The sequence below is a fragment of the Kribbella monticola genome (genome assembly GCF_003261635.1).
Lineage (GTDB): Bacteria > Actinomycetota > Actinomycetes > Propionibacteriales > Kribbellaceae > Kribbella > Kribbella monticola.
In genome coordinates this window covers 269,424-282,346 of record NZ_QFXK01000033.1, presented here as the reverse complement: position 1 = coordinate 282,346, position 12,923 = coordinate 269,424, and the positions used below count along the sequence as shown (strand labels likewise).

The window sequence follows — 12,923 nt, the reverse complement described above, 5'->3', positions numbered from 1 at the left end:
CTACCGAGGGAGTTCTGTGGCTGGGACGAGGGGCGACCGTGGCTGACAAGGGCATCCCGTCCTGGCCGAAGGTCACGATCCGGCTGTACGACGACCACAACGCCGAGGTGAAGATCGCCGGGCGCAGCCACCCGGTGAACCACCACGATCCCCGCCAGGCGGCGATCGCGCTGGTGGCCGAGCGGTCGGCCCAGCTCGGCCGGGCGGTGAAGGCGACCGCGGTCGAGTCCGACGGCTCCTCCTGGCCGCTGATCATCCACCCGGACGGGCAGGTCGAGGCGGTCGAGGTCTCGACCAAGAACAACAAGCCGATCTGGCCGATCATCGCGGCGGCCGCGCTCGCCGTCGTACTGCTCGGCGGCACTGCGGTGTATCTGCTGGTGATCCGTGATCACGGGCCGGCCAAGCCGACGTCGACCGAGTCCCCGAAGCTGCCCGAGTTGCCCAAGCCGGAGGTCAAGTCCGACCAGTTCGCAGCCCGGCCGGCTCCGCCCGGCTGGAGCACCAACGCCGCCTGGACCGTCGACATCAAGCCGGACACCCACCCGGCGGTATCGCCGGACGGCAGCGAGGTCGCGGTGATCACACCGGACCAGAAGCTCGTAGTGCTCGACAGTGCGGGCAAGGTGATCTACCAGGACAAGGTTCCGCGCGACACCACCAGTCCGGTCTACACCACAATCGATTCGAAGCCGGTGCTCGCGGCAACGGCTCCTGGTTCCTTGTTCTACTGGCCGGGCGACGGCGCGCTGCCGACCGAGATCGAGCTGCCGGACTCCGCGAAGGTGCAGTTCTTCGGCTCTTCGCCGCTCGTCGACATGGGCGACGAGGCGGGCGCCAGCGTGGTCAGCGGCGGCGAGCTGCACGCAGTACCGAACCAGCCGCGGTTGTCGACGATTTTGCTTGCCGAGGGCAACCGAGCACTGATGGCGCGGTACGCCGGTCCGCTGTACTGGAGTGAGCCGGGCAAGGACCTGGTCGAGCTGCCGCTCAAGCCGCCGAGTGGGGCCAAGAGCATCGACCACATCGTCGCGGCGAGCGCCGGCCGGGTGATCGTGCACTGGACCACCGGCAAGACCAACGAAGTACTGGTGACGGTGAACTCGACGGCCAACGGTGCTGTACTGGCGACCTGCCCCAAGGTCAGCCCCGACCAGGCCGACGGGTGGACGTGGTTGCCCGACCGCGCGGGCAAGGTGGCCGCGCTCGGTGAGTGCCTGATCAACTTCACCGGCGGCAAGACCAGCCTGCTGCCGCAGTTCCAGCCGCAGTCGGTGAACCAGACAACGATCTACGGCCAGATCAGCGGCGACCTCTACTCGGTCGTCCCCGGCACCAAGCCGGTCAAGCTCCAGCCCAACACCGCCCGCCCCTGGGGAGTCACCGGCGACCACGCCATCGTCGTCCACGACTCAGTCCTCTACGCCCTGGACAAAAAGTGACCCCGGTACCCCGCCAGGCGCCCGCGACTCCGGGACACGCCGTACGCCGCGAGGAGCCCGTGACTCCGGGGGACCCCGCACGCCAACGGCAGCGCGCGGTACGCCGTCGGCGGCGCATGGCCGGCGTACTGACTGCGGTGGCCCTCTTCAGCGGAGTCGGAGTGACGCCTGCGCTCGCCGACGACGAGGACCCGACGCCGACCAGTTGGCCAACCGTCCAGCCACCGACCGAGGGCGGCGCCGACCAGTCCGACCCCAAACCGACCCAGATGCCAACCATCAAGCAACCCGACCCCGGCAGCTCCGACGACCCAGAACCCACCGAATGGCCCGCCCCCACCGAAAGCTGACCGTTCGGACCGCTCTCGGGACCGAGCCCCAGCCGGCGGACAGCACTTTTCGTACTTCGCCCGCCCGGGAGTCGGCCTGGCCAGGCAAGCTCGGCACGGCCAGACAAGCTCCGCACGGCCAGGCAAGCTCCGCATGGCCACGCAAGCAAGGAGGCGGAGCGGCGGCGAGCACGGTGGCTGGATCGCGGGAGCGAGCTCGCCGCTTCCACGAATTGGTCGGGGACGACTACACGGTCAAGGACCTGCGGACCTGAGCTGGACGACGCCGGGCGAGACGACGAGCAGCCGGGGTGGCCGGCGTCAGGTAGTGCCAGCTGGTCCAGCGCTGCGGGAGGCTGCTTCCACGCGCCCAGGCAGGGAAACAGAACGGCCCGCTTCCGGAGGGGAAGCGGGCCGGGCTGGTGGTGCTGGGTCAGACTGCTACGACCTCGAGGCGGACCGTGGCGGCCACCTCCGGGTGCAGCTGGACCGACACGGCGTGCTTGCCGGTGGTCTTGATCGGCGAGCCGATGTTGATGACCCGCTTCTCGAGCAGCGGTCCGCCGGCCGACTTGATCGCGCCGGCGACGTCCGCCGGGGTGACCGAGCCGAACAGACGACCGGTGTCGCCGGCCTTCACGTCCAGCGAGACAGTGAGCTGCTCGAGCTGGTTCTTGACCTCGCTCGCGTGCTCCTTGCCCTGGATCGCCCGGGCGTCACGCGCCCGCTTGATCGACTGGATCTGCTTCTCGGCTCCACGGGTCCAGCCGATGGCCAGACCACGCGGTACGAGGTAGTTACGGCCGTAACCGTCCTTGACCTCGACGATGTCGCCGGGGGCTCCGAGGCCCTCGACCTCCTGCGCCAGGATGAGCTTCATGTCTCAGACCTCCCTCAGCGAGCGGTGCTCGTGTAAGGCAGCAGAGCCACCTCGCGAGCGTTCTTGATTGCGGTGGCCACATCGCGCTGGTGCTGCACGCAGTTGCCCGTCACCCGGCGCGCGCGGATCTTGCCGCGGTCGGAGATGAACTTGCGCAGCAGCGCGGTGTCCTTGTAATCGACGTACGTTGCCTTGTCCTTGCAGAAGCCGCAGACCTTCTTCTTCGGCTTCCGAATGATCTTGGCCATTGTGGTGCTCTCTTCCTACTACTAGAGCCCGGCTACTGCCGGAATGGTCACTCGGTAAGTTGTCCTGCCGCGGATCAGAACGGAGGCTCTTCCATCGAGCCGCCGCCACCCTGACCTGCCCAGGGGTCGTTCGCCGGGGCGGACTGGCCGCCCCCACCCTGCGGGGTCGCCCAGGGGTCGTTCTGCGGGGCGCCGCCACCTTGGCCGCCGCCGAAGCCGCCACCTTGGTTGCCGCCACCGCCGCCGAAGCCGCCACCTTGGTTGCCGCCACCGCCGCCGAAACCGCCGCCCTGGTTGCCACCACCGCCACCACCGAAGCCGCCGCCGTCGGAGCGGGACGTCTTGGAGATCTTCAGCGTCGCGTACCGCATGCTGGCGCCGATCTCCTCGACGTCACACTCGAAGACGGTCCGCTTGTTGCCCTCGCGGTCGTCGTAGCTGCGGGCCTTCAACCGGCCGTGCACGACGACCCGGGAGCCGCGGGTCAGAGACTCGGCAACGTTCTCGGCAACCTGACGCCAGACGGCGCACGAGATGAAGAGGGTTTCCCCGTCCTTCCACTCGTTGGTTTGCCGATCCAGCGTCCGCGGGGTCGACGCGATGGTGAAATTCGCCACCGCGGCGCCCGAGGGCGTGAACCGCAGTTCCGGATCACCCGTCAGGTTTCCGATCAGGGTGATGGGGGGTTCGCCTGCCATTGCCGTTCCTCCTGCATTCGGGTGTGTCTGTGTCTACAGCTATCAATAGCGGTCAGGACCGACACTGAAGCTGTTCGACGACCCCAGGGATCAGTGCTGGTCCGGACGGATGACCTTCGTGCGGAGGATCGACTCGTTCAGCGTGAGCTGACGGTCGAGCTCCTTCACCACTGCCGGCTCGGCAGTCAGGTCGATGATGGCGTAAATGCCTTCGGACTTCTTCTTGACGTCGTAGGCCAGCTTGCGGCGGCCCCAGATGTCGAGCTTCTCGACCGTCCCACCTTCCTTGCGGACGATGTTCAGGTACGTGTCCAGCGACGGCTCGACGGTACGCTCTTCGAGCTCAGGGTCGAGGATCACCATGACTTCATAACGACGCATGCGCGAACTCCACCTCCTTCGGACTTGGCGGCCACGGTCTCTCCGTGGCAGGAGGGCGATGCGGTGCGCTCTCGCCGACAATCGCCGTCGGCTCAAGCAGTAAGCCCGGTCGAAGGACCGGGCCAACACTGACAGAATACCAGCGTCCGGACGTGCTCTTGACCACTATCCACAGGCCTGTTGAGGCTCAGCCGGACCATTTTCAGGCTTCCGGCGCGTCGTCGGAGTCCGAGCCGCCGACGACGAGCGGTAGGCCACGACTGCGACCAGCGTCGGTACGGCCAAAGCGATCGAGACGCCGGACAGGAGCATGAAGCCGCCTGCTGCGAACAGCAGTGTGGAGGCGGCAGTGGCAAGAGCCGACACAGCCCAGACCCAGGCTTCAGCCTTGCTCTCCAGCTTCGCTCGGGCAGCAGGGCTGTCCGCGCCCGCGCTGCTCAGCAGTGCGCTGCCGCCGAGGTAGCAGAGGTTCCAGCCGTAGCCGAGGAGGAAGAGGCCTGGCGTGAAGGCCATCCCAGCCGGGCCGGCTATGACGACGGCCGACATGGTGACTGTCGCCAGTCCGGCGAGCATCGCCGGTCTCGGACCGGCTCTGTCGATCCACCAGCCGGTGAGCGGCGCCAGGGCGAACATGCCGAGTGTGTGCGCGGACAACATCAGCCCGAGTACGCCGAGCCCTTGCCCGTGGTGCTGCGCGTGCACCGGCACCGACGTCATCAGCCCGACCATCACCAACTGCCCAACCAACATCACCCCAGCCGCCACCCACGCCGTACTACGCGAAGCCGCGGCCCCGGTATTACGGAACGCGTGGTCCGCCCCGGTACTACGGGGCGCTGCGTCCGTCTCCGTCGCAGGACGGATCTTGGTGGCGGCGAGGAGGGCGGCGAATGCGGCCGCTACGGCGAGGAGGAACGGGCCGCAGAGTGGCGGTAGGCCGGCGGACTCGGCAAGCGACTGGGCCGGCGCCAGGAGGAACGGGCCGCCTGCTGCACCCGCAGTACCGGCCCAGACGACTGTGCTCATGGCTGCTGCGCGGCGGGCCGGGCTGACGGCGTCAGCAGCGGCGTACCGGGACAGGAGGCTGGCTGCGTTGCCGGTGCCGAGCAGGAACATGCCGACGAAGAGCAGGACGACTGGCGCTCCGACAGCGGCCAGGACGGTGAGAGCTCCCCCGGCTACGGCGATTCCGTAGCCGGTGCGTAGGGCCTGTGCGCGGCCGAGTCGCGCGCTCCAGCGACCGACGACGACAGCACCTGCCGCAGTACCGAGGACTCCTGCTGTGTTGGGCAGACCGGCCAGCGCGGGCGCCAGTCGGTCGGCGATCAGGATGGTGCTGACCGCACTGGCAGCGACCATCGCGGCGTTCATCAGGGCGGCGGCGAGAACGACGGGAATCAGCATGCCTTCAACGCTAGGAAGGTCCGAGTCGCCCTTGAAGGCGAGAAGTAAGGCGTCAGGGCTTGCGGAGCTTCGAACTGAAAGGTGTTCTGGCGGTATGACCTTTCAGGAGCGGGAGCTGGATCAGACCGACTGGCAGATCCTGTCCGAACTGCAGGCCGACGGACGCTTGTCGTACAACCAGCTCGGCAAGCGGGTGAACCTGTCGCCGCCGGCCGTCGCCGACCGGGTGCGGCGGTTGGAGGAGTCCGGGGTGATCGTGGGCTACAAGGCTCAGGTGGACCCGGCTCGGGCGGGGCAGCCGTTGGCGGCGTTCGTGCAGATGCGATGCACCACCGGGCGGTGCCTACTCAAGACGACTCGCGCCGAGGACTTCCCCGAAGTACTGGAGATCCACAAGCTCAGCGGCAACTCCTGCACGATGCTGCGCGTGCGGGTCGCTTCGATGCGGCATCTGGAGGGGCTGTTCGAGCGGCTGGGTGAGCACGGCGAGATCAACACGCATGTGGTGCTGTCGACCGAGTTCGAGGGGCGACCGGTGCAGCAACCGGTCACGGATGCCCGGCCGGTGACGCGGTCGAAGGGCTGGGGTCAGGGTGGTTGAGCCGGGTTGCGAAACTGTCGGCGGCCGGTCATAGGGTGACGGCATGAGCTTGAAACTTGGTGCGCACGTCGATCAGGAGGACCCGCTGGCGGAGGCCGCGGACCGGGGTGCGGACCTGGTCCAGTTCTTCCTGGGCGATCCGCAGGGCTGGAAGGGCCCGAAGGTGTCGTACGCCGACGGGGCCGAGGCGCTGCGTGAGCGCGCGGAGGCGGATGGGATCGACCTGTACGTCCACGCGCCGTACGTGCTGAACGTCGCCACGCTGAACAACCGGATCCGCATTCCCAGCCGCAAACTGCTGCAGCAGACGCTCGACAAGGCGGCCGAAATCGGGGTCAAGGGTGTCATCGTGCACGGCGGTCACGTCGGCAAGGGCGACGACCCCGAGACCGGCTTCGACAACTGGCGCAAGTGCATCGAGCGGGCCGAGCTGCCGGTGCCGCTGCTGATCGAGAACACGGCCGGCGGCGACAACGCGATGGCGCGGCAGCTGGACCGGATCGCGCGGCTGTGGGAAGCCGTGCAGGACTCGGGCAACGACAACCTCGCCAACGTCGGTTTCTGCCTGGACACCTGCCATTTCCATGCCGGCGGCGAGGAGCTGGACTCCGTCGTCGAGAAGGTGCTGGCGATCACCGGGCGGATCGACCTCGTGCACGCCAACGGCTCGCGGGACGCCTTCGGCTCGGGCGCGGACCGGCACAGCAACTTCGAAGAGGGCGAGATCGACCCGGCCCAGATCGTCGCGGTCGTCAAAGCCGCCGGCGCCCCCGTCGTCGTCGAAACCCCGAACGCCGACCACGGCCAGAAGTCCGACATCGACTACCTCCGAGCCCACCTGAACTAGCCCGTACTACGCGCGCTAACGCGACCGCGCGTTGAGTGCCAGGGCAGGTGAAGGAAGGCGAGCCGGCGGCACGCCGTACCGCGGGGCGCTAACGCGGCTGCGGTTTCCGCGCAGGTGCGCGTCCAGGGAAGGCGAAGTCGCTGGGCGCTCACGTTGTGAGCTGGTGAGGCCGGACACGCAGGCCCGCTGCAGATCACCGCGGGGAGCGGCGGAGCTGCGGTTTGTTGGTGCTAGTTGCCGTGGTGCATGGGGTGCGGACTACTGGGCTGGGGGTTTTTCGGGGAGGTTGTGGAGCCAGTAGGTGATGCCCCAGGGGAGTAAGAGGGCCAGGGTGCCTGTGTAGTGGGCGGGGAGGGTGGTGGCTGCGGCTATGGCGATCACGAGCGGGGCCACCGAGAGCTGGAAGAGGGTGAACCTGCCGACGTGGGTGGACAGGTGGGCTCGGCCTAGGGCGCAGGCGGCGTACAGGGTGGTGAGCGCCAGGGTGGAGATGGCTGTGAGGGCGGCGCCGATCCAGGCGAGGGTGCTGAAGGCGGCGGGGCCGGTGATCTTGGCCAGCAGGAACAGCAGGGTCAGGGCGCTCAGGACGGAGCAGGCCCAGTAGAGGTGGGTGCGTGTTTCCGGGGCCGCCATGGGCGGACGGTACCGCAGGCAGAGAGAATGGGGCATGCAGACCTGGGCCGAGCGGTTTCCTCAGTTGTTCGCGCCGACGTTCTGGCACTGGGGGGATCTGGACGCCCAGTTCACGTTGGAGCAGCCACCGGACGAGCTGATCAGCAACGTGCACGTGGTCGCCCGCGCCGAGGGCGGGATCGTCGTCTGCCGCAACGATCTCGGCTGGCGTTTCCTGCCCGGCGGTACCCGCGAACCCGATGAGCCGATCGAGGAGACCGCGCGCCGCGAACTGCTCGAGGAGGCCGGCGCCCGGATCACCGGCCCGCTGACATGGCTCGGTGGACACCGGGCCGATCATCGCCGGCCGGCGCCGTACCGCGAACACCTGCCGCATCCCGTGTCCTACTGGATCAACGTGGTCACTGACGTCGTGGTCGACGGGGAACCGACCAACCCGCCCGACGGAGAGCAGGTGGTCGAGGTACTGGTCATGCCGCCGGAGAAGGCGATCGTGTTCCTCGACGAGGCCGACGACAACGACGGCCTGATGGGCAACCTGGTCAGACTCGCCATGGCGATGGACCTGATCTAGCGACTGCCGATCAGGCAGGCAGGGGTAACGGTGCTGGCTCGGCTGACTTCCAGGGGAGGACGAAGGCGCTCACCAGGCACAGAGCGCCCGCGATCACGAGCGTTGCGCGCAGGCTGGTGAGGCCGGCCAGTACGCCGCCGGCGGCCATGAAGGCGGGCTGGACCGTGCGGGAGGTGATCGACCAGGACGTCTGCACCCGCGCCATGAAGCCGTCTTCGGTCGCCTCCATCCGGTAGGTCGTGAACGACGGGTTGAAGGCGCCGGCCGCGATCAGCAGCCCGGTCTCGACCAGCACGATCAGTACCAGCCCGCCCGTGCCAGGCGTTGCCAAAGGCAACAACAGCAGCCACGGCGTGCGGAGTACGCCGAAGACGATCAGCATCCGGTGCAGCCCGAAGCGGCGGGTGAGCGGCGGCGCGAGCCGGGCACCGATCACGCCACCGAGGCACGGTACGCCGAGCGCCACGCCGTACTGCCATGGCTTCAGGTGCAGGTCGCGCAGCATCAGTACGGCGAGCAGCGGCGAGGTCATCATCACGGGCCCGCCGAACAGTTGCGAGTTCCAGAACAGCGCGCGCAGCCCGCGGTGCTCGAGGATGTACTTCCAGCCCGACCCGAGATTCGGCCGGGTGGCCAATCGTTCCGGCGCCGGCTCGGGCTGCCGGATCCGGTGGATCCCGATCGCGGACAAGAGGAACGACACCGCGTCCACGCCCAGCGTCACGGTTGCCCCGACCAGCCCGACGAGCGCGCCGCCGATCGGCGGACCGACGCTCAGCGACGTCCAGTAGGTCGCTTCGAACCGGCTGTTCGCCTCGACGCGACCGTCCGCCGAAACGAGCGCCTTCAGGTGCGCGCCGCTCGCGGAGTTGAACACGATCAAGGCCCCGGCCTGCAGCACGCCGACGACGCACAGCTGGGCGTAGGAGAGCAGGTCAATAGCGGCCGCAACCGGCACGCTCGCCAGCGCTACGAACCGGGTCAGGTCGGCCGCGATCATGATCGGCCGCTTGTGCCGCTGCTCGATGAACGAGCCGGACGGCAGCGCGATCGCGGCGCCCGCCAGCGCCGACAGCGCGGCCAGTAACGACACCTGCCAGGTGGTTACGTCGAGCGCGATCACGGCGACGAGTGGAAGCGCGCCGGCCCCGATCCCGCTCCCCAGTGAGCTGACGGCGTTGGCGGTCCACAACCGCCTGAAGTCGGGACCCAGCGATGACGGCATCGCCCGAGCGTAGAAGCAGCCACCGACAAAGCTCAGCGCAGGTTCAGCCCGCCGTCGAGCAGGATCACCTCGCCGGTCAGATAGCGATTGGCGAGGATCGCGGCGATCAGATCGGCCACGTCCGAAGGTTGCGCCGCCCGCCGCATCGGGCTCGCGGTTTTCCACAGCTCCCGCGCATCGGTCCAGGAAGCAGTCATCGCGGTATCCACCAGCCCGGGCGCCACCGCATTCACCCGTACGTCGGGTCCGAGAGCGGCCGCGAGCAGCTTGGTGACGTGGTTCAGAGCGGCCTTGCTCGCGGCGTACGCGATCGAGCTTCCCTTCGGCCGCACACCCGCGTGGCTCGTCACGTTGACGATCGAGCCCTGGGATTCGCGGAGTGACGGCAACGCCGCAGTACAGAGCAGCCAGGGTGCGATCAGGTTCACGTCGAGCAGGCGACGCCAGTCAGCCGCAGTCAGGCCGTCGAGGTCTGCGTGTGGGACCGGCCAGCTGATGCCCGCGTTGTTGACCAGTACGTCGAGGCGTCCGTGCTCGGCCAGCGCTCGCGGCACCAGGTCGGCCGCCTCGGAGTCGTTCTCCAGATCTGCCTGCAGGTAGGTGCCGCCGAGTTCCGCTGCGAGCGCCTCACCGGCTGGCCGGCTGGTTCGCGAGTGCACGACCACGGTCATCCCGTCGGCTGCGAGCCGCCTGGCCGTCGCTTCGCCGATGCCCGTCGCCGAACCTGTCACCAACGCCACCCTTGCCATCCCGCCACCTTAGAGCCGGCCGGAATAGTTGCTTGCGGCAAACGAATCAGGCGCCGTACCGCAGACCGTCCATCAACAGGTCCAGCAGCCGGCCGGCCTGCTCGCGGTTCGCGCCCGCGGCCAGGGCGACGCCGCTGAGACTGACCAGGACGTCAGCGGCCGCGACATCGGACCTGATCTCGCCGGCGGCGGAGCTCGCCTCCAGCAGCGGCTGGATCGCGCCGACCAGCAGTTCGAAGCTGTGCGCGTACGGGTCGGCGCCGGCCGCGATCACCGCTCGCAACGCGTCGGCCATGCCGAGTTTGCGGGTCATGTAGTCGATGAAGCGATCCATCCAGGCGCGGGTCGCCTCGGCGGGTGGCAGCGTGGCGAGGAGTTCCGGCGCGGCGTCGCACACCACCGCGAGCTCGTTGCGGTACGCCGCCTCGACCAGCGCCTCGCGAGTCGGGAAGTGCCGGTAGAGCGTGCCGATCCCGACGCCGGCCTTCTTGGCGATGGCGTCCAGGGTCGCGTCCAGCCCGCAGACGGAGAACGCCTCGACGGCGGCGGACAGCAGCAGGTCCCGGTTGCGCTGCGCATCGGCCCGCAGCGGACGCCCGCTCATCGCAGTCCCCCTTTGCTGGTCCGCTCGATCCTCAAACCTAGCCGAAACCCGTCCCGACCCACGATCGCGCGAGGCGGCGGCCCGACCGGGATCGGCAGCATCCGGTCAGGTTTCCGGCTCGACTGGGGTCTGGCGCTCCCGCCCGGTAACCTGACCGACCGTGAGCGACTTGAGGATCCGGACCATCTCCGCCGACGAGCACGCGGCCTATCTGACCGCACAGCCGTCGGCGAGCTTCCTGCAGACGCCGGGCTGGGCGGCGGTGAAGAGCGAGTGGAAGGCCGAGTCGCTCGGCTGGTTCGACCCGGCTACTCCGGAGCAGTTGGTCGGCGTCGCGCTGGTGCTCTACCGGCAGATGCCGAAGGTCAAGCGCTACCTCGCCTACCTGCCCGAGGGCCCGGTGATCGACTGGGACGCGATCGACCTCGGCCGGTACCTGCGTCCTCTCGCGGCGCACGCTCAGGAGCAGGGTGCGTTCGGGCTCCGGATGGGTCCGCCCGTGCCGGCCCGGCGGTGGAGCGCCAAGACGATCAAGGACGCCATCGCCGGCGGCCAGCAGCCGAAGCTGGGTGACGTCCGTCCGGACGTGATCGAGCCGTCCGGCGCGACGGTCTCGGCGCAGCTGCGCGCACTCGGCTGGAAGGCGCCGCGGGCCGTCGAGGGATTCGCGGCCGGCCAACCGCAGTACGTGTTCCAGGTGCCGCTGGCGGGCAAGACGCCGGACGACCTGCTCAAGGGCATGAACCAGCTCTGGCGGCGCAACATCAAGAAGGCCGAGAAGCTCGGCGTCGAGGTCACCGTCGGAACGCCGGAGGACCTGAAGGCCTTCCACGCGCTGTACGTCGAGACGGCCGAGCGGGACCACTTCACGCCGCGGCCGCTGCCGTACTTCGTCAAGATGTACGAGGCGATGGCCAACCAGCCGGGCGACTGCTGCGACTTCCGGCTCTACAACGCGTACCACGAAGGGGATCTGGTCGCCTCGACGATCTGGATCCGGGTCGGCGGGCACTCCTGGTACTCCTACGGGGCCAGCTCGACCGCCAAACGAGACGTCCGTGGATCGAACGCGATCCAGTGGCGCATGATGTCGGACGCGCTCGCAGCGGGCGCGTTCGTGTACGACCTACGGGGCATCACCGACACCTTGGACCCGAACGACTCGCATGTCGGGTTGATCCAGTTCAAGACCGGCACCGGCGGCGAGGCCGTCGAGTACGTCGGTGAGTGGGATCTGCCGTTGAACAAGGCGCTCTACACCGCATTCGACCTCTACATGAGACGGCGATAACGACCATGCCCCTGATCCTGCACATCGATTCCGATCGATGGCGCGACCACCTCCGTTCCACGTGGAACCCCGATATCGTCCCGGTCGCCAAGGGCAACGGGTACGGCGTCGGCAACCCGCGGCTGATCGCGGAGTCGCGGGCCCTCGGTGCCCGAACGATCGCGGTCGGCACCTACAACGAGGTGCCGCCGGACTCCAAGGACGACGTCGTGGTGCTCACGCCGTGGCGGCCGTTCCTCGAGGTCCCGCAGGGCAAGAACGTCATCCACACCGTCAGCCGGCTGGCCGACCTGGTCTCGATCCCGGCCGGTAGCCGGGTACTGATCGAGGTCCAGACCTCGATGCGCCGGCACGGTATCGGGGCCCGCGAACTGCGGCACACGATGCTGCTGAACGCGCTGGACCGGATCCGGTTCGAGGGCTGGTCCCTGCACTTCCCGATGGGCGCGGGCGGCACGTCCGCGAACGTCCGGGAGGCGCAGGAACTCGGCAAAGCGGCCCAGGCGGTCCGCCCGGGCACGCTGTGGGTCTCGCACGTCCCGGCCCAGAAGCTGGCCGACATCGGCGACAACGTGAAGCTCCGGATGGGTACGGCGCTCTGGCTCGGCGACCGGGGTGCCTTCGACGTCCGCGCGACCGTGCTCGACGTCCATTCCGTACGCCGTGGCGAGCGGGTCGGCTACCGCCAGCGCCGGGTCACCGGTGACGGGCACATCCTGGTCGTCTCCGGCGGCACCGCGCACGGAGTCGGCCTCGAGGCGCCCACCGCGGCGGCCACGGTCCGCCAGCGCGCGATCGCCATGGCCAAGGGCAGCCTCGACGCGGCCGGCCTCGCCCTCTCCCCCTTCACGATCGAGGGCAAGCAACGCTGGTTCGCCGAACCACCACACATGCAGGCCAGCATGCTCTTCCTCCCCGCCTCAGTAGCCCCACCCGCCGTCGGCGACGAGGTAGGCGTCGACGTCCGCTACACCACCACCACCTTCGACAAGGTCTCGATGGACTGAGGACCCGCTG

General features: G+C 68.7%; 16 protein-coding genes. 7 read left to right on the top strand and 9 right to left on the bottom strand.

Annotated elements, in window-relative coordinates; all coding sequences use genetic code 11:
- The first annotated feature begins 38 nt into the window (after window positions 1–38).
- Together DIZ26_RS23940 and DIZ26_RS23935 are read left to right on the top strand one after the other, a co-directional pair.
- Window positions 39–1,442, top strand: a complete 1,404-nt coding sequence (locus DIZ26_RS23940; protein WP_112245179.1) for a hypothetical protein — start codon at window positions 39–41, stop codon at window positions 1,440–1,442.
- Window positions 1,439–1,792 (top strand): hypothetical protein, encoded by a 354-nt coding sequence (locus DIZ26_RS23935; protein WP_157979800.1) that lies wholly within the window; start codon window positions 1,439–1,441, stop codon window positions 1,790–1,792. Before DIZ26_RS23940 ends, DIZ26_RS23935 begins: the two co-directional genes overlap by 4 nt.
- Before the next feature lie 412 nt (window positions 1,793–2,204).
- Here the strand turns inward: DIZ26_RS23935 and rplI are convergent, their stop codons facing one another.
- The 5 genes from rplI to DIZ26_RS23910 all read right to left on the bottom strand — a co-directional run bounded on the left by rplI (window position 2,205) and on the right by DIZ26_RS23910 (window position 5,382).
- Window positions 2,205–2,651 (bottom strand): 50S ribosomal protein L9, encoded by a 447-nt coding sequence (gene rplI, locus DIZ26_RS23930; RefSeq protein WP_112245175.1) that lies wholly within the window; start codon window positions 2,649–2,651, stop codon window positions 2,205–2,207.
- A gap of 14 nt (window positions 2,652–2,665) precedes the next feature.
- On the bottom strand, window positions 2,666–2,899 hold the full coding sequence (gene rpsR / locus DIZ26_RS23925) for a 30S ribosomal protein S18 (protein WP_012924539.1): 234 nt from the start codon (window positions 2,897–2,899) through the stop codon (window positions 2,666–2,668).
- A 74-nt stretch (window positions 2,900–2,973) separates the two neighbouring features.
- Window positions 2,974–3,597 (bottom strand): single-stranded DNA-binding protein, encoded by a 624-nt coding sequence (locus tag DIZ26_RS23920; protein WP_112245173.1) that lies wholly within the window; start codon window positions 3,595–3,597, stop codon window positions 2,974–2,976.
- A 90-nt stretch (window positions 3,598–3,687) separates the two neighbouring features.
- A complete protein-coding gene (rpsF, locus tag DIZ26_RS23915; protein WP_112245171.1) occupies window positions 3,688–3,978 on the bottom strand; it encodes a 30S ribosomal protein S6 in 291 nt (96 codons plus the stop codon).
- A gap of 165 nt (window positions 3,979–4,143) precedes the next feature.
- Complete coding sequence (locus DIZ26_RS23910; RefSeq protein WP_112245169.1) at window positions 4,144–5,382, bottom strand: MFS transporter; 1,239 nt, start codon at window positions 5,380–5,382, stop codon at window positions 4,144–4,146.
- 94 nt (window positions 5,383–5,476) lie between these two features.
- Between DIZ26_RS23910 and DIZ26_RS23905 the strand changes: the two genes are divergently transcribed.
- Together DIZ26_RS23905 and DIZ26_RS23900 are read left to right on the top strand one after the other, a co-directional pair.
- The gene (locus tag DIZ26_RS23905; protein ID WP_112245167.1) at window positions 5,477–5,983 is read left to right on the top strand and encodes an Lrp/AsnC family transcriptional regulator; all 507 of its coding nucleotides are present in this window, start codon (window positions 5,477–5,479) and stop codon (window positions 5,981–5,983) included.
- A 43-nt stretch (window positions 5,984–6,026) separates the two neighbouring features.
- Window positions 6,027–6,830: a deoxyribonuclease IV gene (locus DIZ26_RS23900; protein WP_112245165.1), complete on the top strand. Its 804-nt coding sequence runs from the start codon at window positions 6,027–6,029 to the stop codon at window positions 6,828–6,830.
- 258 nt (window positions 6,831–7,088) lie between these two features.
- Here DIZ26_RS23900 and DIZ26_RS23895 read toward each other — a convergent pair whose 3' ends face one another.
- Window positions 7,089–7,463 (bottom strand): hypothetical protein, encoded by a 375-nt coding sequence (locus tag DIZ26_RS23895; protein WP_157979799.1) that lies wholly within the window; start codon window positions 7,461–7,463, stop codon window positions 7,089–7,091.
- Between the two features lie 34 nt (window positions 7,464–7,497).
- Between DIZ26_RS23895 and DIZ26_RS23890 the strand changes: the two genes are divergently transcribed.
- Window positions 7,498–8,037, top strand: coding sequence for an NUDIX hydrolase (locus DIZ26_RS23890; RefSeq protein ID WP_112245161.1), 540 nt, complete (start codon window positions 7,498–7,500; stop codon window positions 8,035–8,037).
- Between the two features lie 10 nt (window positions 8,038–8,047).
- Here the strand turns inward: DIZ26_RS23890 and DIZ26_RS23885 are convergent, their stop codons facing one another.
- The 3 genes from DIZ26_RS23885 to DIZ26_RS23875 are packed head-to-tail and all read right to left on the bottom strand — an operon-like array spanning window position 8,048 to window position 10,615.
- Entirely contained in the window at window positions 8,048–9,262 is a 1,215-nt protein-coding gene (locus DIZ26_RS23885; RefSeq protein ID WP_112245159.1) for an MFS transporter, read from the bottom strand.
- Window positions 9,263–9,294: 32 nt separating this feature from the next.
- Window positions 9,295–10,011: an SDR family NAD(P)-dependent oxidoreductase gene (locus DIZ26_RS23880; protein ID WP_112245157.1), complete on the bottom strand. Its 717-nt coding sequence runs from the start codon at window positions 10,009–10,011 to the stop codon at window positions 9,295–9,297.
- A gap of 46 nt (window positions 10,012–10,057) precedes the next feature.
- Window positions 10,058–10,615, bottom strand: coding sequence for a TetR/AcrR family transcriptional regulator (locus tag DIZ26_RS23875; RefSeq protein ID WP_112245155.1), 558 nt, complete (start codon window positions 10,613–10,615; stop codon window positions 10,058–10,060).
- Between the two features lie 160 nt (window positions 10,616–10,775).
- On the opposite strand from DIZ26_RS23875, the gene DIZ26_RS23870 reads away from it, so the two are divergent.
- Both DIZ26_RS23870 and DIZ26_RS23865 read left to right on the top strand, forming a co-directional pair.
- Complete coding sequence (locus DIZ26_RS23870) at window positions 10,776–11,906, top strand: lipid II:glycine glycyltransferase FemX (protein ID WP_112245152.1); 1,131 nt, start codon at window positions 10,776–10,778, stop codon at window positions 11,904–11,906.
- 5 nt (window positions 11,907–11,911) lie between these two features.
- The gene (locus DIZ26_RS23865) at window positions 11,912–12,913 is read left to right on the top strand and encodes an alanine racemase (RefSeq protein ID WP_112245150.1); all 1,002 of its coding nucleotides are present in this window, start codon (window positions 11,912–11,914) and stop codon (window positions 12,911–12,913) included.
- The last annotated feature ends 10 nt before the right edge of the window (window positions 12,914–12,923 follow it).